This is a genomic window from Mycobacterium sp. NGS59, assembly GCF_059812345.1.
Genome location: NZ_JCALCN010000007.1, coordinates 67,048 through 85,416, shown reverse-complemented (window position 1 = coordinate 85,416; position 18,369 = coordinate 67,048). Strand labels below are relative to the sequence as shown.

The 18,369-nt window shown below is 65.7% G+C and carries 17 protein-coding genes; all 17 read right to left on the bottom strand.

Annotated elements, in window-relative coordinates; translation table 11 throughout:
• Position 1: 1 nt before the first annotated feature.
• The 17 genes from atpA to argS all read right to left on the bottom strand — a co-directional run bounded on the left by atpA (position 2) and on the right by argS (position 18,263).
• Positions 2 to 1,720: a F0F1 ATP synthase subunit alpha gene (gene atpA, locus AC5Y46_RS10580; RefSeq protein ID WP_499941065.1), complete on the bottom strand. Its 1,719-nt coding sequence runs from the start codon at positions 1,718 to 1,720 to the stop codon at positions 2 to 4.
• Positions 1,721 to 1,779: 59 nt separating this feature from the next.
• Positions 1,780 to 3,120, bottom strand: coding sequence for a F0F1 ATP synthase subunit B/delta (locus AC5Y46_RS10575; RefSeq protein ID WP_499941067.1), 1,341 nt, complete (start codon positions 3,118 to 3,120; stop codon positions 1,780 to 1,782).
• A gap of 7 nt (positions 3,121 to 3,127) precedes the next feature.
• A complete protein-coding gene (locus AC5Y46_RS10570) occupies positions 3,128 to 3,655 on the bottom strand; it encodes a F0F1 ATP synthase subunit B (protein ID WP_499941069.1) in 528 nt (175 codons plus the stop codon).
• 8 nt (positions 3,656 to 3,663) lie between these two features.
• Positions 3,664 to 3,918 carry a F0F1 ATP synthase subunit C gene (locus tag AC5Y46_RS10565; RefSeq protein ID WP_463826618.1) on the bottom strand — a complete coding sequence of 85 codons (255 nt, stop codon included), beginning with the start codon at positions 3,916 to 3,918 and terminating at the stop codon, positions 3,664 to 3,666.
• A 44-nt stretch (positions 3,919 to 3,962) separates the two neighbouring features.
• Positions 3,963 to 4,715 (bottom strand): F0F1 ATP synthase subunit A, encoded by a 753-nt coding sequence (gene atpB, locus AC5Y46_RS10560; RefSeq protein ID WP_499941071.1) that lies wholly within the window; start codon positions 4,713 to 4,715, stop codon positions 3,963 to 3,965.
• On the bottom strand, positions 4,708 to 5,202 hold the full coding sequence (locus AC5Y46_RS10555; protein ID WP_499941073.1) for an ATP synthase subunit I: 495 nt from the start codon (positions 5,200 to 5,202) through the stop codon (positions 4,708 to 4,710). The genes atpB and AC5Y46_RS10555 overlap by 8 nt, the downstream gene beginning before the upstream one ends.
• Positions 5,203 to 5,451: 249 nt before the next feature.
• The gene (rfe, locus tag AC5Y46_RS10550; protein WP_499941074.1) at positions 5,452 to 6,645 is read right to left on the bottom strand and encodes a UDP-N-acetylglucosamine--decaprenyl-phosphate N-acetylglucosaminephosphotransferase; all 1,194 of its coding nucleotides are present in this window, start codon (positions 6,643 to 6,645) and stop codon (positions 5,452 to 5,454) included.
• Between the two features lie 134 nt (positions 6,646 to 6,779).
• On the bottom strand, positions 6,780 to 7,448 hold the full coding sequence (locus AC5Y46_RS10545; RefSeq protein ID WP_499941076.1) for an L-threonylcarbamoyladenylate synthase: 669 nt from the start codon (positions 7,446 to 7,448) through the stop codon (positions 6,780 to 6,782).
• Positions 7,445 to 8,287, bottom strand: coding sequence for a peptide chain release factor N(5)-glutamine methyltransferase (gene prmC, locus AC5Y46_RS10540; protein ID WP_499941078.1), 843 nt, complete (start codon positions 8,285 to 8,287; stop codon positions 7,445 to 7,447). The genes AC5Y46_RS10545 and prmC overlap by 4 nt, the downstream gene beginning before the upstream one ends.
• The gene (gene prfA, locus AC5Y46_RS10535) at positions 8,284 to 9,360 is read right to left on the bottom strand and encodes a peptide chain release factor 1 (protein ID WP_499941080.1); all 1,077 of its coding nucleotides are present in this window, start codon (positions 9,358 to 9,360) and stop codon (positions 8,284 to 8,286) included. Before prfA ends, prmC begins: the two co-directional genes overlap by 4 nt.
• An 87-nt stretch (positions 9,361 to 9,447) precedes the next feature.
• The gene (gene rpmE, locus AC5Y46_RS10530; RefSeq protein WP_499941082.1) at positions 9,448 to 9,678 is read right to left on the bottom strand and encodes a 50S ribosomal protein L31; all 231 of its coding nucleotides are present in this window, start codon (positions 9,676 to 9,678) and stop codon (positions 9,448 to 9,450) included.
• A 90-nt stretch (positions 9,679 to 9,768) separates the two neighbouring features.
• Positions 9,769 to 11,592: a transcription termination factor Rho gene (gene rho / locus AC5Y46_RS10525; protein WP_499941083.1), complete on the bottom strand. Its 1,824-nt coding sequence runs from the start codon at positions 11,590 to 11,592 to the stop codon at positions 9,769 to 9,771.
• Between the two features lie 255 nt (positions 11,593 to 11,847).
• Positions 11,848 to 12,792: a homoserine kinase gene (gene thrB, locus AC5Y46_RS10520; protein WP_499941085.1), complete on the bottom strand. Its 945-nt coding sequence runs from the start codon at positions 12,790 to 12,792 to the stop codon at positions 11,848 to 11,850.
• A gap of 2 nt (positions 12,793 to 12,794) precedes the next feature.
• Positions 12,795 to 13,871 carry a threonine synthase gene (thrC, locus tag AC5Y46_RS10515; RefSeq protein WP_499941086.1) on the bottom strand — a complete coding sequence of 359 codons (1,077 nt, stop codon included), beginning with the start codon at positions 13,869 to 13,871 and terminating at the stop codon, positions 12,795 to 12,797.
• The gene (locus AC5Y46_RS10510) at positions 13,868 to 15,193 is read right to left on the bottom strand and encodes a homoserine dehydrogenase (protein ID WP_499941395.1); all 1,326 of its coding nucleotides are present in this window, start codon (positions 15,191 to 15,193) and stop codon (positions 13,868 to 13,870) included. The genes thrC and AC5Y46_RS10510 overlap by 4 nt, the downstream gene beginning before the upstream one ends.
• A gap of 2 nt (positions 15,194 to 15,195) precedes the next feature.
• Entirely contained in the window at positions 15,196 to 16,530 is a 1,335-nt protein-coding gene (gene lysA / locus AC5Y46_RS10505) for a diaminopimelate decarboxylase (RefSeq protein WP_499941397.1), read from the bottom strand.
• Between the two features lie 80 nt (positions 16,531 to 16,610).
• Entirely contained in the window at positions 16,611 to 18,263 is a 1,653-nt protein-coding gene (gene argS / locus AC5Y46_RS10500; protein ID WP_499941088.1) for an arginine--tRNA ligase, read from the bottom strand.
• Positions 18,264 to 18,369 lie beyond the last annotated feature (106 nt).

The window sequence follows — 18,369 nt, the reverse complement described above, 5'->3', positions numbered from 1 at the left end:
GTTACTTCTTGTTTTTCTTGGAGTCCACCGATTCCTTCTTGGTCGCCTTGCCGGACGAGTCCTTGGAATCCTTCTTCTCTTCCTTCGGCTTTTCCTTCCGGACCTTGACCGACTCCTTCTCTACGTCGTCCTCGTCCATCGCCTCGACATGTTCGTCAGGCACCACCGATTCGCCATCGCTGGCCGCGAAGCCCTTCTTGAACTTCTTGATGATCGCGGTGAGCTTTTCTTCCTCGTCGTCACCGAACTTGCCGCTCGAGCGGATGCCTTCCAGGAACGACTCTTCCGACGCGCGCATGTGGTCCAGCAACTCGGCTTCGAACCGCTTCACGTCCTGTACCGGCACCGAGTCGATCTGACCGCCAGTGCCCAGGAAGATCGAAACCACTTGCTGCTCAACGGGCATCGGCTCGTACTGCGGTTGCTTGAGCAGCTCCACCAGGCGCTCACCCCGGGCCAGCTGCTTCTTCGACGTGTCGTCGAGGTCGGAGGCGAAGGCGGCGAAGGACTCCAGTTCGCGGTACTGCGAAAGGTCCAGCCGCAGCGAGCCGGCCACCTCTTTCATCGCCTTGATCTGAGCCGCACCACCGACTCGGGACACCGAGCTACCCACGTTGATGGCCGGACGGACACCCTGGTTGAACAGGTCGGACTCCAGGAAGCACTGGCCGTCGGTGATCGAGATGACGTTGGTCGGGATGTACGCCGAGATGTCGTTGGCCTTGGTCTCGATCACCGGCAGAGCGGTCAGCGACCCACCACCGAGATCGTCGGACAGCTTCGCGCAACGTTCCAGCAGCCGCGAATGCAGGTAGAACACGTCACCCGGGAACGCCTCACGGCCGGGCGGGCGGCGTAGCAGCAGCGAGATGGCCCGGTAGGCGTCGGCGTGCTTGGTCAGGTCGTCGAACACGATCAGTACGTGCTTGCCCTGGTACATCCAGTGCTGCGCGATCGCCGAACCCGTGTACGGCGCAAGCCATTTGAAGCCGGCCGACTCCGAGGCAGGAGCCGCGACGATGGTGGTGTAGTCCATCGCGCCGCCCTCTTCCAGCGCTTGGCGGACCGCGGCGATCGTGGTGCCCTTCTGCCCGATCGCCACGTAGACGCAGCGAACCTGGAGCTTCTCGTCGTCGGTCTCCCAGTTCTTGCGCTGGTTGAGGATCGTGTCGACACACACCGCGGTCTTGCCCGTCTTGCGGTCGCCGATGATCAACTGACGCTGTCCGCGGCCGATGGGAGTCATCGCGTCGATGGCCTTGATCCCGGTCTGCAACGGCTCCTTCACGCCCTGCCGCTGCACCACCGAGGGCGCCTGCAACTCCAGAGCCCGCCGGTCGTCGGTGTCGATGTCGCCGCCGCCGTCGATCGGCTGCCCGAGCGGGTTCACCACGCGGCCCAGGAAGCCGTCCCCGACCGGCACCGACAGCACGTCGCCGGTCCGCTTGACCTGCTGGCCCTCTTCGATCTGCTCGAAGTCACCCAGGATGACCGCGCCGATGTCGTGCTCGTCCAGGTTGAGCGCCACCCCCAGCACACCGCCCTCGAATTCGAGCAGTTCCTGGGTCATCGCCGACGGCAATCCCTCGACGTGGGCGATACCGTCACCGGCATCGACGACAGTGCCGACCTCCTCGCGAGAGGTGTCGGAAGTGAACGAACTTACGTACTCCTCGATCGCGCTCTGGATGTCGTCGGCGGAGATTGTCAAGTCGGCCATAACGTTTCGTCTTCCTACTTGGGTTCTGACTAGTTCGTGTCTTCGGTCGGGCTGGGCGGTTAGTCCGGTAGCTGCGCCTCGGCGGCGGCAAGACGAGACTTGAGCGTGCCGTCGATGACCTCGTCACCGACGGTGATCAACAGTCCGCCCAGTAGCTCCTTGTCGATCTGCAGTTGCACGGCAACCGGGTGCCCGTAGATGCGGCTCAGCACTTCGACGAGCCGCTGGTTCTGCGCATCGCTGAGTTCGGCCGCTGCGCTGACCTGCGCGACGAGTTCGCCGCGGCGCGCCACCGCCACCTCGGCCAAGAACAGCACGGCCTCGTCGGCCGGCTTGCCTCTCAACAGCTCGATGGTGTGCGACAACAGCGCGGAGGTGACGGCGTTGACGCGGCCGCTGGCGCTGTCGAGCACCTTGCGCAGCAACTCGGCCCGACCTTCGACCGGGGTTCGCTGATCGCCGAGCAGGATGGCCAGTCGCGGCTGAGTGTCGAGGATCCGGGAGAACCGGAACAGCTGGTCTTCGACCTCGTCGATCTTGTCGTCGTTTTCGGCGACCGCGAGCAACGCCTGCCGGGACACCTGCTCGATCGCGTCGACCAGATCGTCGTTGGCCGACCAGCGTTCGGACACCGCCGCACGGAGCAGCTCCAGAGTGGGGTCACCGACCTTGCCGTCGAACAGCCGCTCGACGAGCTGGACGCGCGGCGCCGAATCCTCCGACGGCACACTCAGATACCGGAGTACGACCGCTTCGCGGCCGAGCAACTTGGCCACCGAGACGAGCTCGTCGGCCAGCGTCGTCAGGCCTTTCTTGTCGAGGTCCTTGGCGAGCGACTCGAACTTGTCCACGGAGTTCTTCAGGGCCAGCCGGCTGGCGGAGCGCATCTTGGCCGCCACCGGGGACTGCACGTCGCTCGGCTCGGGCGCCATGTCGTCGAGTTCGTCGAGGAAGCGGTCGACGGTGGAAGCCTGCTGCTGCTCGTCGGCGACGAAGTTCTGCACCAATTCCCTTGCCTGACGCACCGATTCGTGTCCGAGTTCCAGACGGAGCTGCCGGATCATCTGTGCCCGAAGCACACCGATCTGGCGGCTGCCCTGCGCTTTGACGCGTTCGGCGTCGGACTCGGCCTGCGCCTGCAGCTGTTCGGCGATGCGTTCGGAGTCGGCTTTGGCTTCTTCGATGAGCCGCTCGGACTCGTCTTTGGCCGATTCCACCGCCCTGGTGTGCGCGCGTTCGGACCGCTCGAGGCGCTCGGCCGCCTCTTTCGAGTCTTTCAGCTGCTGACGCACCATCTCTTGCCGGTCTTTCATCATCCGGCGCACCGGCGGCACGACGTAACGCCAGACGAGCAGCACGATGGCAACGAATCCGATCAGCTGTCCGATAAATGTCGACATGTATTGGCTACCTAGTCGCTTCTGAAGTCGTAGCTGTAGGAGTGATCTCGACGCCGACGATCCGGCTGGCCAGCGTTGCCGACATGGAACCGACGTTGGCGCGCAGATCCATTTCCACGGCGTCGCGCTCCCGCTTCAGTTGCTCGTTGGCCTGCGCCAACGTGTCTGCCACATGCCGCTCGGCTTCCGAGCGCGCCTCGTCGATGACCTTGCGACCTTCGGTCCTGGCGTCGTCCCGATAGGATCCCGCCTGGACCCGGGCCTCCTTCAGCGCTTCCTCGTAGTCGGCGTCGGCGGCAGCGAATTGCTCGGACGACTTCTTGTTGTCGGCCTGCGTCTTCGAGACCATCGCGTCGCGTTCCCGAAGCACTCTCAGTATCGGCGGCACGACAAAGGTGCTGATCACGCCCAACACCACCAGGAAGATGGCCAGCACGAAGAAGAAGGTGCCGTTCGGGATGAGGAAGTTCTTCTGGCCTTCTGCTACGAGGTCGACAGCCGAAGCAAGAAGGCGCACTTCGCCTTCAGGACCCATCACAACGATTACTGGGCACCTGGAGTGGCAAAGACGAACAACGCCATGAAGGCCAGGTTGATGAAGTAGGCGGCCTCGACCAGACCGACGGTGATGAAGAACGGCGTGAACAGCCGTCCCTGCGCCTCGGGCTGGCGCGCAACACCGGCGATCAGTGCGTTACCGGCAATACCATCGCCGATACCCGCGCCGATGGCGCCGCCGGCCATGATGAGCCCACCGCCGATAAGGGCGCCCTGAAGAATTTCGGGAGCTGCTGGCATTGTTTCTCCTCCTTGATAACTGGTAGCGGTCTACCAGGATTTTTCTAGTGGTGGTCTTCGTCCAGTTCCATGGATTGACTGAAGTACAGGACTGTCAACAGCGCGAAGATGAACGCCTGAATCGCGCCGACGAACAAGTCGAAGGATTTCCAAATCGCGTTGGGCAGCCACAAGATGTAGGGCGGGAACATCGCAATCAGTGCGACCAGGATGCCGCCGGCGAAGATGTTGCCAAAGAGTCGGAGCGACAACGAGATCGGCTTGGCCAATTCTTCGACGACGTTGATCGGCGCCAGGATTGCCACGTGCCCCTTGAGCACCTTGACCGGGTGGCCGATGATGCCGCGCCGCCAGATCCCTGCGGCGTGATAGCAAACGAAGACGAAGAGGGCTAGCGCCAGCACGTAATTGATGTCCGATGCCGCTGCCGAGAGCCACTCGGTCGGCTTTTCACCGTCTTTGTACTGCAGCGGAAGGACCGAGAGCCAGTTCGAAATCAAGATAAAGACGAAGATTGTCACCGCGAGCGGCAGCACGAAGGGGGCGACCCGCATCCCAATAGCGGACTCGACCTGGTTGCGCATCTGGATGGTGACGGCCTCGAAGAACAGCTGCACGCCGCCCGGAACATCGCTGGAGGTGACCTTCGATTTCAGCCAGAACGCCAACGCAAGCACGATTACCGCGGCGATAGCCGTCGAGTAAATGGTGTCGGTATTGACGGTCAAGCCCAGCCATTTGGCCGTGTGGTGCTCGCCGACCTCGATCTGGGCGGCGGCCAAGATCGACTCAGTCATCACCGGTGCCTCTTTCCTCAGTCCGTTCCGATCCGGTCAATACCCCGCTCGGCGGCGTTTCATGCTGCTCATTCAGGTTTGCGGTCCGCAGCTTCTTCCACACCGGCAGCGCGGTCGATGCCACCAGCAGCAGCTGGAAGATCGCCAGGCCGAACACCACGCCCAATCCTTCGGGGCGGAAGATGAAGGCGATGATCAGCGCCAGGATGGTGATGACCGTGACTCGGGACGCCGAGTTGATCGCCATCGACCTCTTCAGCGGATGGTCGCGTGCGGTGATCGACTCCACCGAACGACGCACCAGAAGAGCGTTGAGCAAACCCAGCAGCAACCCGACACCCAAGTACACCCCGACCATCGGGTTGCCCACGTAGCCGGCTATCGCCGTCGCGACCGCAGTCAGGACCAGGCTGATGACGAAGAGGCGCACGGGGCGGAAAGCAACAGCGGGAAACACCAACGGCGCGTCCTGCGCTGGTGTCGTCACTGCAGCACCTCAATCCCGGGTTGATGGAGCGTGAACCACATCACTTGCTGATTCGTGGCCCGCCGAGCGTATCGCAAGGCTCGCGCTGGACTTTCCCAAGGGGTAGCTCCCTGTGTCGGTCGTCGAGCGGCGCGGCCGGATACACATCCGACAGGCCGGGGGGCCGGCAACCCGCGATGGTTATTTCGGGGTTCTACCAGCACCGTATCACAAACTAGCGACAGCTACTACCGGCTGTCGTAGTCGGCCTCAGTCCTCGTCCCAGTAGTCGTCGCGGCGCCGCAACAACGGAATCACCGTCGCGATACCGGCGACGACGATCGCGCCCAGCATCACCGCAGCGGTGTGCCGCGGGTCGAAAAAAATCGTGCTCGCGGCGCCGAATGCGACGATGCCCACCCACAAGTAGATGAGCAGGACCACCCGTCGATGCGAATGCCCGATCTGCAACAGCCGGTGGTGCAAATGCATCTTGTCGGGTGTGAACGCGCTGCGGCCCGCCCGGGTGCGTCGCACGATCGCCAGCAGCAAATCCAGCATCGGCACGAACATGACCGCCACCACCAGCAGGAACGGTGACAGCAGAGCAAACACGTCGCGGGCGCCGTAGGCGTTCTGGGAGATCGGACCGGCGGCCGTGGTGGAAGCCGCAGCCAGCATCAGGCCGATCAGCATCGACCCGGAATCGCCCATGAAGATCCGGGCACGGTGGAAGTTGTGCGGCAGGAAGCCCAGGCAGGCACCTGCGAGAACGACCGAGATCACCGCCGGCGGGTAATAGAGCACGTCGCCGCCGTGGTCGCGCAGCAGGCCCACCGAGAACACGCAGATGGCCAGCGCGGTGATGAGCCCCAGTCCGGCGGCCAGCCCGTCCAGGCCGTCGACGAAATTCATCGCGTTGACGATCGACACGGTCAGCGCCAAGGTGAGCAGGATCGAAGAGGCCTGATCCAGCACGATGGTCCCGACGCCGCCGACCGGGATGTAGAGGACGCTCCAGGCGACGCCCATGGTGACCAGCACGCTGGCGGCGGTGATCTGCCCGGCGAACTTCGTCAGCGCATCCAGGCCCCAGCGGTCGTCGATCAGCCCGATACCCATGATCACCGCACCGGCGACCAGCACCGCGGGCATGCCGGTGGAATAGACGAATCCGCGGGTGAGAGCCGGCAACTGAGAAGCCAGGAACACCGCGGCGACCACGCCGAGGAACATCGCCAGCCCGCCCATGCGGGGAGTGGGCGTCACGTGCACGTCGCGTTCGCGCGGATAGGCGACCGCGCCCAGCCGGGTGGCCAGCACGCGGACCGGCCCGGTCGCGAAATAGGTGATGATCGCCGCGGTCAGGCCGACCAAAGCGAGTTCACGCAGCGGGACGCCGGCGGTGCGGGGCGCGAGGGCGAGCAAACCACCGGCAAGGCTGGTCACGTCGCTGGACACCACGAGAGGCTACGTCACCAACCTGAGTCTCGTGCCGCGGCCTTTCGCTCGCCGAACGTGTGGCGGTGGCTGCAACCCGGGTTCGCCTTCGTCGAGCGTGCAGTGACTGCGAAAATCGACCGAGATTTTCGCAGTGGTTACACGTTGGGCAAGTCGCCGGCGAGGATCTCGGCGTCCACGCCGAGCACCTCGGCTATCCGCGCGACGCTGACCGGCCCCTCACGCAGGATGCATGGCGTCTTCCCACTCAGGTCGAGGATCGTAGACGCGGCCTGCTGTGCGGCCGGGCCACCATCGAGGTAGACGTCGACGAGGTCGCCGAGTTGGCGTCGTGCCTCGTCGACGTCGCCGGCGGCAGGTTGACCGGAGATGTTGGCGCTGGACACCGCCATCGGTCCGACTTCGCGCAGCAACTCGATGGCCACCGGGTGCAACGGCATCCGCAGCATCACCGTGCCGTACGCGTCGCCGAGATCCCATTGCAGCGAGGGAGCCTGCTTCACCACCAGGCTCAGCGCCCCCGGCCAGAACGCGCGCACCAGGTCGCGCGCGCCGTCGGGCATGCCGTACACCAGGCCCTCGATGGTGTGCCAGGAACCGACCAGGACGCCGACCGGCATGTCGCGGCCCCGGCCCTTGGCCGCGAGCAGCGCATCCACCGCGCCGCGATCGAACGCATCGGCACCGATGCCGTACACGGTGTCGGTCGGCATCACGACCAGGCGACCGGATTTGAGCGCGTCCACCGCGGAGGTGATGCCGCGCACGCGCTGGTCCGGGTCGGCGCAGTCGAAGACGTCGCTCACCTTGGCCTCCTGCGGGCGGTGACGAACCGCGGCCGTCCGGTCAGATCGTTCCGTGCCACGATGTCGTCGAAAAGGTCTGTGCTGTCGATGCATTCGACCGTCGACGCCGACGTGGTGTCGTCATGCTCGACGGCGAACAAGCCACCGGACCGCAGCCACCGGCCGGCGAGGCCGACGACGTCGTGGATCACCGCCATGCCGTCCGGTCCACCGAATACCGCGTGGTGCGGATCGTGCTGCGCGACTTCGGGTTCCAGCACAGCGTCATCCGGTACGTAGGGCGGATTCGCGACGAGCAGGTCCACCTGTCCGTCCAATTCGGGTAGCAGTCCCTGCGCACCCACGTCCGCGTGCACCAATTCCACGTTGGCACCTTCTGCATTGCGTCGTGCGTACACCAAGGCCGCCTCGGAGTCGTCGACGCCGATCACCCGCGCCGCTGGCCGGTGCCGGGCCAGCGCAACCGCCAACGCGCCGGATCCGGTGCACGCGTCGACGATCACGGGACGCTCCGGAAGTGGTTGTCCCATCGCCCATTCCAACATCGCCTCAGTCTCCGGTCGCGGAATGAACACACCCGGACCCACGTGCAGCAGCGTGGGGCCGAATGCCACGGTTCCGATCAGATGCTGCAACGGCACGCGGCGCGACCGGGCGGCGACGGCGTCGTCATAGCGTCCGAAGAACTCCTCGCCTGGAACCTCGAGCAGGGCCAGCCGGCCGCGGTCGGTGCCGGCGATGTGCGCGGCCAGTTGCTCGGCATCGCAACGCGCAGAATCGATTCCCGCTTCGGCCAACAGCGTCGTAGCGCAATCGATTGCCTGCCGCAGCGACTTCATGTCGCCTGTTGCAACCGGGACTGTTTGTCGGCTTCGCTCAGCGCATCGAACAACGCGTCGAGGTCACCGTCGAGAACCTGGTCGAGATTGTGGGACTTGAAGCCGATCCGGTGATCGGTGATCCGGTTCTCGGGGAAGTTGTAGGTACGGATGCGTTCGCTGCGGTCCACCGTGCGGATTTGGCTGGCCCGATCGGCGGAGGCGTCGGCAAGCGCCTGTTCCTCGGCCAGCACTTGCAGGCGCGCGGCCAGCACCTGCAACGCTCGGGTCTTGTTCTGCAACTGGGAGCGTTCGTTCTGGCAGGTGACGACGATGCCGGTGGGCAGGTGGGTGATTCGCACCGCGGAGTCGGTGGTGTTGACGCCCTGACCGCCCTTGCCCGACGACCGGTACACGTCGATGCGCAGGTCTGACTCGTCGATCTGCACCTCGCCGACTTCTTCGGGCTCCGGATAGACCAGCACCCCGGCCGCCGAAGTATGCACGCGCCCTTGGGATTCCGTCACCGGCACGCGCTGCACGCGATGCACACCGCCCTCGAACTTCAGCCGCGACCACACCCCGTCCGCGCTGTCACCCTTGCTGGCGATGGCCAGCGTCGCATCCTTGTAGCCACCCAGATCCGACGTGGTCTCCCCCAACACCGTCACCGTCCACCCGTGCCGTTCGGCGTAGCGGATGTACATCCGGGCCAGGTCGGCGGCGAACAGTGCCGATTCCTCGCCGCCCTCACCGGATTTCACCTCGAGCACGATGTCGTCGGCGTCGTGCGGGTCGCGCGGCGCCAGCATGTCGGTGAGTTGGGTGTCGAGTTCGGCGACCCGGGCCTCCAACTCGGGGACCTCGTCGGCGAACGACGCGTCGTCAGCGGCCAGCTCGCGCGCGGTCTCCAGATCCTCGCGTGCGGACACCAGTTTGCGGTGGGTCGCGACGATCGGGGCCACCCGGGCGAACCGGCGGCCCACTTTGCGCGCCTCGTCGGCTTTGCTGTGCAGTTCGGGATCGGCCAACGCCCGCTCGAGCTCCGCGTGCTCGGCGAGCAGGACGTCAATCGTCTTCACCGGCTGCGTCATCTCACCTCCTCAAGCGGTCCCTGCCCCGAACGCGAACCGACGCCCGGCCTGCGCTCGTGGTGCACAGTTCGGGCGTCGGTGAGCCGGCTACTTGTCGCCGGCTTCGGTCTTGTTGCGCTTGCCGTAACGCTTCTCGAAGCGGGCCACGCGTCCGCCGCTGTCGAGGATCTTCTGCTTACCGGTGTAGAACGGGTGGCACTGCGAGCAGACCTCGGCCACGATCCGGCCACCCGGCTTGGTGCTGCGGGTGGTGAACGTGTTGCCGCAACCACAGTGGACTGTGGTCTCCTCGTAGGCGGGGTGAATGTCAGTTTTCATGCTGTCCTCTTCGCTGGTCGAGCGCCCATTATGCCAGGTCAACTCCCTGCTCCCCAAAACAGTGGGGGCAAGGCCGGTATTCCTGCCGGGTCAGTCGTTGTCCATGTTGCCCGGTGTCGTCTTGGACACCTGGACCAGGAACTCATAGTTCGTCTTGGTCTTGCGCAGCTGCGACATCAACAGGTCGATGGCCTGGTGGGAGTCCAGACCCGAGAGCACCCGACGCAGCTTGTGCACGATGCCGAACTCGTCCGGCGAAAGCAGCAGCTCGTCCTTACGGGTGCCGGACGGGTTCACGTCGACCGCCGGGAACACCCGGCGCTCGGAGATCTTGCGGTCCAGCTTGAGCTCAGCGTTACCGGTGCCCTTGAACTCCTCGAAGATGACGGTGTCACCGGTGGAGCCGGTCTCGACCATCGCCGTGGCGATGATGGTCAGCGACCCGCCTTCCTCGATGTTGCGGGCGGCACCCAGGAACCGCTTGGGCGGGTACAGCGCGGTGGAGTCGACACCACCGGACAGGATGCGGCCCGACGCCGGCGAGGCGTTGTTGTACGCGCGGCCCAGTCGGGTGATGGAGTCCAGCAGCACCACGACATCCTTGCCCTGCTCCACCAGGCGCTTGGCGCGCTCGATGGCCAGCTCGGCGACTGAGGTGTGATCTGACGGCGGCCGGTCGAAGGTCGAGGCGATGACCTCGCCCTTGACCGAGCGGGTCATGTCGGTGACCTCTTCAGGCCGCTCGTCGACGAGCACGACCATCAGGTGGCATTCCGGGTTGTTGCGGGTGATCGCGTTGGCGATGTCCTGCAGGATGGTCGTCTTGCCCGCTTTGGGCGGCGACACGATCAGCGCCCGCTGACCCTTGCCGATCGGCATGATCAGGTCGATCACCCGGGTGGTCAACCGGTCCGGGGTGGTTTCCAGGCGCAGTCGCTGGTTGGGGTACAGCGGCGTCAACTTGCTGAAGTCGGGACGCTTCTTGGCGTCCTCGATGGAGCCGCCGTTGATGCTGTCCAGGCGGACCAGCGGGTTGAACTTCTGCCGCTGGTTGGGCTGCTCGCCTTCTTTGGGTACCCGAACCGCGCCGGTGACCGCGTCACCGCGCCGGAGGCCGTTCTTGCGCACCATGTTCATGGAGACGTAGACGTCGTGCGGACCGGCCAGGTAGCCGGAGGTGCGCACGAAGGCGTAGTTGTCCAGGACGTCGAGGATGCCGGCCACGGGCTGGACGACGTCGTCTTCGCGCAGCTCGGTTTCCCCGCCCCCGCCTTCGCCGGTGCGCTCACCACGGCGCCTGCGGTCCCGGAACCGGCGGCCCCGGCGACCCTGCCGCCCGTCGCCGTCGTCGTCGCCGCCCCGCTGGTTGTTGCCCTGCTGGTCACCGTTCTGGTCGTTGCCCGAGTCCGACGAGCGCTCCTCGTTCTTCGGCGGTTTCTGGTCGCGCTGACCGGTGGAAGTGTCGTCGCCGTTCTCTTTGCTGGCGGCCGCTCCAGCGTCGCGGGAGGCGCCGCGACGCTCCCGCCGCGGTGCGTCGTTCTTCTGCTCGTCCTGCACAACGCCTTCGGCCGGCGGCGCCGTCTGCGCCGTGGCGGTGTCGGTGGCGTCCTTCTGGCGCGGCGCATCGGCCTGGTCGGCTTCCGGCGCGGCCTTGGCGGGCGGCGGTTCCGACGACGTGCCGTTGGCCTGTCCCCGGCTTTCCTTGATCGCGGCGATCAACTCGTTCTTGCGCATGCCCGATGTCCCTTTGACACCGGCTTGATTGGCCAGAGCGCGCAATTCGGGCAGCACCATGGTGGCTAGCGACCCGCCCGGCGCGTTGCTCTTGACCTCTGGAGAGTCTGTGGTCACGACGTCCGACAGCTTTCCGCCGTCGGCGCTTTCGCCAGCCGTGATGAGGTCCGTATCAGTCACGGATTTCCTTTCTTGCCCCGCTGCTCACGTCAAGCGGGGGTTTCCTGCATCGGACGATTATTCAGGCAAGTGCCGAGTGCGCCCAATCATCGACTCTGAAACGGTGATCGCCAGGATTGGCGACGAATCACGAGAAGAATTGGTGGTTGTCCTAGCGTCAAGGCAGTATGGATGCAGATGCTGCGATTGCTGGACGGCTCCGAGAATAGCCCGCTTCCTGGCGGGAAGCAAGAAAACCCGCCGCCGCACTGTGGATCATCCTGCGACCGTGACACCCGGCTTCCAGCGAACTCCGTCGCCCGCCGTCATCTTCTTGATGACGAATCCGTTTGCGGCCCCGTATTCGACCGCTTCACCTGGTAACTCCGGTTCGGTGCCGAGCGCGATGAGCGACGGCCCGGCCCCGGACAGGGTTGTCGCAATGTTATGACGTCGCAGCAGCTGCAAATATTCCGCCGACGACGACATCGCGGGAGCGCGTTGCGGTTGGTGGAGAACATCTTCGGTGGCAGCCATCAACAGATCGGGCCGTTCGGTGAGCGCGACCACCAGCAATGCGACGCGACTGACGTTGAACCGCGCATCCTCGTGGCTGACCTGGGCGGGCAACAGGACTCGCGTTTCCGCGGTCGACGATCGCTCCTCGGGGATGGCAGCGAACAGATGGATATCGGGATGCAGGCGCAGCGGCACCGCGGAGTAGGTAGTCCGGTCGCCGCGGTGGTCCGCCCAGGAAACCACCGCACCGCCCAGCACCGCGGCCGCCGCGTTGTCGGGATGCCCTTCGAACTCCGAGGCCAGCTGAATCAACTGAGGTTCACTGAGCGGTGGCGAATCTGTCTGGGCAACAAGGCCGTTGACTGCGGCGAGGCCACTCACCACAGCCGCCGCCGAGGAACCCAGACCGCGGGAATGCGGAATGTCGTTGCGGCAGCGCACCACCAGCCCGTCGGCACGGAAACCGGTGGCCTGCAGGCCGCGCTGAACGGCGCGTACCACTAGATGCTCGGGACCCAGCGGCACTTGACCGGCACCTTCGCCCTCGACGGTCACCTCCAGGCCCGAATCCGTTGTCTCGAGCACGATTTCGTCGCACAGGCTCAACGCCATGCCCAGACTGTCGAAACCCGGGCCGAGGTTGGCGCTGGACGCCGAGACTACGGCGCTCGCAACCAACCCCGCGGGCAGCGTCTTCGTCACCGCTATCCGAGCCCCAGTTGTTCGACCACCAGGACCGGATCGACCGGCAGCGGAGACACCGCCGGCATGTCCTTGAGGGCGGTGTCGGGGTCCTTGAGGCCGTTGCCGGTCACGGTGCACACCACTGTCGAGCCGCGCGGCACCCAACCGTCCTCGACAGACTTGAGCAGACCGGCGATGCTGGCCGCCGACGCAGGCTCGACGAAGACGCCTTCGAGGCTGGCCACCAGGTGGTATGCGGCCAGGATCTCCTCGTCGGTGGCCGCCAGGAACCGGCCGTCGGACTGCTGCTGGGCTTCCACGGCCGCCGTCCACGACGCTGGGGCGCCGATGCGAATGGCGGTGGCGATGGTCTCCGGATTCTTGACCGGCTCACCGTGCACCAGCGGCGCCGCACCGGCAGCCTGGGTGCCCAGCATCCTCGGCAGCCGATCGATCACCCCGTCGCGGTGATATTCGGTGTAGCCCTTCCAGTACGCGGTGATGTTGCCCGCGTTGCCGACCGGCAGTGCGTGCACGTCCGGCGCGACGCCCAGCGCATCGACGATCTCGAACGCCGCGGTCTTCTGGCCTTCGATACGTACCGGGTTGACCGAGTTGACCAGCGAGATGGTCGGGAAGTCGGAGGTCATCTTGCGGGCCAGTTCCAGGCAATCGTCGAAATTGCCGTCGATCTGGATGATCTTGGCGCCGTGCATGACCGCCTGCGCCAGCTTGCCCATCGCGATCTTGCCCTGCGGGATCAGCACCGCGCAGGTGATGCCGGCGCGGGCGGCATATGCCGCGGCCGATGCCGAGGTGTTGCCGGTGGACGCGCACAGCACCACTTGCTGGCCGCGGGCCAGCGCGTCGGTGACGGCCATCGTCATGCCGCGGTCCTTGAAGGAGCCGGTGGGGTTGAGGCCTTCGACCTTCAAATGGATAGTGCAACCGGTTCTTTCGGACAACCGGGGCGCCGGGATCAGCGGTGTACCGCCCTCGAACAGGGTGACCGGGGTCCAGTCGTCGCCCACCGGGAGTCGGTCCCGGTAGGCCGCGATCAACCCCGGCCAGGGTTGGTGGACGACCGTCCGGCTCATAGGTCCGTTCCTTCCAGTCTCAACACGCTCGCCACTCCCTGTACCACGTCCAGGTCGGCAAGCGCCTCAACGGTTTCCGACAGTGCGGCGTCGGTTGCCTGGTGGGTGACCACGACGATGCGTGCCCCGATCCGTTGACCGCCGTCGTCGGTCACGCCTTCCTGACGGACCTCGGCGATGCTCACTTCGCGCTTGCCGAATTCCGCGGCCACCGCCGACAGCACGCCGGGCTTGTCGGCGACGTTCATGCTGACGTAGTAGCGGGTGGCGATGAAACCCATTGGCGCCACCGGGAGTTGGGCGTACTTGGATTCACGCGGCCCGCGACTGCCCAGCACCCGGTTACGGGCGGCCATCACCAGGTCGCCGGTGACCGCCGATGCGGTGGGCGCACCACCGGCCCCCTGCCCGTAGAACATCAGCCGTCCGGCCGCTTCGGCCTCCACCACGACCGCGTTGAACGCGCCGTTCACCGAGGCCAGCGGATGGTCCAGCGGCACCAACGCCGGGTAAACCCGGGCCGAAACGCGTTGCTGGCCTTCGTCGGTGGTGATGCGCTCACAGATGGACAGCAGTTTGATGGTGCAGCCCAGGGATTTCGCGGACTCGAAGTCCGCCGGGGTGATCTTGGTGATGCCCTCGCGGTACACGTCATCGGCGGTCACCCGGGTGTGGAAGGCGATGGATGCCAGGATCGCCGCCTTGGCCGCGGCGTCATAACCTTCGACGTCGGCGGTGGGGTCGGCTTCGGCGTAGCCCAGCGCACTCGCATCGGCCAGCGCCTGCTGGTAATCGGCTCCGGTGCTGCCCATCTCGGACAGGATGTAGTTGGTGGTGCCGTTGACGATGCCCGCCACCCGTAACACCGTGTCCCCGGCCAGCGATTGGGTCAGCGGGCGGATCACCGGGATCGCCCCGGCGACCGCTGCCTCGAAATACAGGTCCACGACGGCGGTTTCGGCGGCCTTGGCCAATTCTCCGGTGGACGTGGACAGCAATGCCTTGTTCGCCGTCACCACGGACTTGCCGTGTTCGATCGCAGTCAGGATCGCCTTGCGGGCCGGTTCGACCGGGCCCATCACTTCGACGACGATGTCGACGTCGTCGCGGGAGACGAGTTCATCGATGTCGTCGGTGAGCAGTTCGACGGGCACCCCGCGGTCCTCGGCCACATGGCGCACCCCGACGCCGCGCAGCACCAGTGGGGCGCCGATGCGGCCCGCCAGATCCTCGGCACTCTCCTCGATGATGCGTACGACCTCACTGCCGACTACGCCCAACCCGAGTACCGCTACGCCTACGACTTTCTCGTTATCGGGCACGGTCACCTCACTTCCAAACTCAGCAGGTCGTCGACCGTCTCGCGGCGCAGGATCACCCGGGACTTTCCGTCACGCACGGCCACCACGGCGGGACGGCACACCATGTTGTAACGGCTCGACAAGGAATAGCAGTAGGCGCCGGTCGCGGCCACGGCAACGAGGTCACCGGGCCGGATGTCGTCCGGCACCCAGGTGTCGCGAACGACGATATCGCCGGTCTCGCAATGCTTTCCGACCAGACGGGCCGCGGTGGCGGGCGCGTCGGACAGACGGGACACCATCCGCACGTCGTACTGCGCGTCGTAGAGGGCAGTACGGATGTTGTCGCTCATGCCACCGTCGACGCTGACATAGCGGCGGTGCGCGGTCGAGCTCACGTCGACGTCCTTGACGGTGCCGACCTCGTACAGCGTGATGGTGCCCGGTCCAGCGATGGCGCGGCCGGGTTCGACCACCAACCTGGGGGTGGGCAGTCCGACGGCGGCGGACTCGTGGCCGACGATGGCGCTCAGCTTGGCCGCCAGGTCGGCGATGGGCGGCGGATCGTCGGATGGTTGGTACGAGATACCCAGTCCCCCACCAAGATCCACCGTTGACACCTGCGCGGTCTTGTCGACCCCGAATTCGGCGACAATGTCGCGCAGCAGCCCGATGACCCGGTGTGCGGCGATCTCGAAGCCGGCGACGTCGAAGATCTGGGACCCGATGTGGCTGTGCAGGCCGACCAGGCGCAGGTGGTCGGCGGCGAACACCTGCCGCACCGCGGCCATGGCCGCGCCGCTGGCGACCGACAGTCCGAACTTCTGGTCTTCGTGCGCTGTGGAGATGAACTCGTGGGTGTGGGCCTCGACACCGACCGTGAGACGCACGAACACGTCCTGCACGATGCCCGCCTCGCCGGCGATGGTGTCGAGCCGTTCGATCTCGGTCACCGAGTCCAGCACGATGTGCCCGACACCGGCTTTTACCGCCGCGGTCAGCTCGGTAACCGATTTATTGTTGCCGTGCAACGTGATTCGCTCCGGCGGAAAGTCAGCGTGCAGCGCAACGGCCAATTCGCCACCGGTGCACACGTCCAGGGACAGGCCCTCTTCCTCGATCCAGCGGGCTATCTCGCTGCACAGGAATGCCTTGGCGGCGTAGTGCACGTTGGCTCCCCCGCCGAAGGCCGCGGCGGTCTCTTGGCAGCGGGAGCGGAAGTCGTCCTCGTCGACGACGAACAGCGGGGTCCCGTACTGCTGCGCGAGGTCGGTGACCGTGACCCCGGCGATCGAAGCCACTCCGCTTTCGTTACGAGAAGTGCTGCGCGGCCAGACATTTGGCGCCAGGCGCAGCAACTCCTCGGCTGACTGCGGGCGGGGCGGGCTACCTGCGTGCCGGGCATCCTCGGCGTGCCGGGGTCCGGCGGGATGGACGTTCACATTCTCTCCGGCGCGCTGACTCCGAGGATGGCCAATCCGTTGGCGATGACCTGGCGGGTGGCCTGGCACAGCGCCAGCCGCGCGGTGTGCAGGTCGGTCGGCTGCTCGTCACCCTGCGGCAGCACCCGGCACGAGTCGTAGAACCGGTGATAGTCGCCCGCGAGGTCTTCCAGGTAGCGGCAGACGCGGTGCGGTTCTCGCAGCGACGCAGCCGTTTTCAATACCCGCGGGAACTCGCCGATGGTGCGCAGCAGCGTGCCCTCTTTGTCGTGACCGAGGAGCTCGAGGTGCGCCGTGTCGGGGATCAGGCCGAATTCGGCGGCGTTACGGGCCAGCGCGGACAGCCGGGCGTGGGCGTACTGCACGTAATAGACCGGGTTTTCATTCGACGCCGACGACCACAGCGCCAGGTCGATGTCGATCGGGGTGTCCACCGAGGAACGAATCAGGCTGTAGCGCGCGGCGTCCACGCCGATCGCCTCGACCAGGTCGTCGAGGGTGATCACGGTGCCCGCGCGCTTGCTCATCTTGACCGGCTGGCCGTCGCGCACGAGGTTGACCATCTGCCCGATCAGCACCTCGACCGTGGCCGGGTCCTCACCGAACGCGGCAGCAGCCGCTTTGAGCCTGGCGATGTAGCCGTGGTGGTCGGCACCGAGCATGTAGATGCACAGGTCGAAGCCGCGCTCCCGCTTGTCCAGGTAGTACGCCAGATCCCCGGCGATGTAAGCCGGAATGCCGTCGCTCTTGATCACGACGCGGTCCTTGTCGTCACCAAAAGCGCTGCTGCGCAACCAGGTTGCGCCGTCCTTCTCGTAGATATTGCCGGTTTCGCGTAACTTGTCGATCGCCTGCTCGACCCGGCCGCTGGTGTGCATTGAGTCTTCGTGGGTGTAGACGTCGAAGTCGGTGCCGAATTCGTGCAGTGATTCCTTGATGTGGGCGAACATCAAATCGACGCCTATTTCCCGGAACGTTTCGAGCATCTCGCCGTCGGGCAGGTCCAACGCCTCGGGCGCCTTCTGCAGTACCTGCGCGGCGATCTCGGTGATGTAGGTGCCTGCGTAGCCGTCTGCGGGAGGGGGCTCACCTTTCGCTGAGGCGACCAGGGATTGAGCGAAGCGGTCGATCTGCGCGCCGTGGTCGTTGAAGTAATACTCGCGGATAACGTCGGCACCCTGCGTCGTCAGCAACCGGCCGAGCGCGTCGCCGACGGCGGCCCAGCGGGTGCCGCCGATGTGGATGGGCCCGGTCGGATTGGCCGAGACGAACTCCAGGTTGACCTTTAGGGCCTTCAGGGCGTCGGAGTGGCCGTAACCTGCGCCGGCATCGATGACGTCGTTGACGATCTTGGCCTGGGCCGAGGTCTCCAGGCGCATGTTGATGAAGCCCGGTCCGGCCACTTCGGCTGCGGCGATGCCGTCGGTCTGGACAAGCGCGTCGGCGAGCCATCCGGCCAGCTCACGCGGGTTTGCGCCGACCTTCTTGCCCAGCTGCAAGGCCAGGTTGGAGGCGTAGTCGCCGTGCTCGGGGTTGCGCGGGCGCTCCACGGTGACCGTCGCCGGCAACGCGGACACGTCGAGGCCATGCTCGGCCAACACCGCGGTGGCGGTGTTTTTGAGCAGCTCAGCGAGGTCGGCGGGGGTCACGAGCGTCCATCCTATTGGCTGGGGCGCGTTGGCTTCGAATCCATTACCGGTGGTCGGGCGGTCCCCGGGATGCGCTACTCTGGCGGGGCTTGTTTATGCCCTATGG

Excerpts from the sequence above, each read along its gene's own strand:
- rpmE (WP_499941082.1), bottom strand. The coding sequence starts at position 9,678 with ATGAAAACTGACATTCACCCCGCCTACGAGGAGACCACAGTCCACTGT.
- AC5Y46_RS10565 (WP_463826618.1), bottom strand. The coding sequence starts at position 3,918 with ATGCCAGCAGCTCCCGAAATTCTTCAGGGCGCCCTTATCGGCGGTGGG.
- prmC (WP_499941078.1), bottom strand. The coding sequence starts at position 8,287 with ATGAAGTCGCTGCGGCAGGCAATCGATTGCGCTACGACGCTGTTGGCC.
- atpB (WP_499941071.1), bottom strand. The coding sequence starts at position 4,715 with ATGACTGAGTCGATCTTGGCCGCCGCCCAGATCGAGGTCGGCGAGCAC.
- prfA (WP_499941080.1), bottom strand. The coding sequence starts at position 9,360 with ATGACGCAGCCGGTGAAGACGATTGACGTCCTGCTCGCCGAGCACGCG.
- AC5Y46_RS10575 (WP_499941067.1), bottom strand. The coding sequence starts at position 3,120 with ATGTCGACATTTATCGGACAGCTGATCGGATTCGTTGCCATCGTGCTG.
- atpA (WP_499941065.1), bottom strand. The coding sequence starts at position 1,720 with ATGGCCGACTTGACAATCTCCGCCGACGACATCCAGAGCGCGATCGAG.
- AC5Y46_RS10570 (WP_499941069.1), bottom strand. The coding sequence starts at position 3,655 with ATGGGTCCTGAAGGCGAAGTGCGCCTTCTTGCTTCGGCTGTCGACCTC.
- thrC (WP_499941086.1), bottom strand. The coding sequence starts at position 13,871 with ATGAGCCGGACGGTCGTCCACCAACCCTGGCCGGGGTTGATCGCGGCC.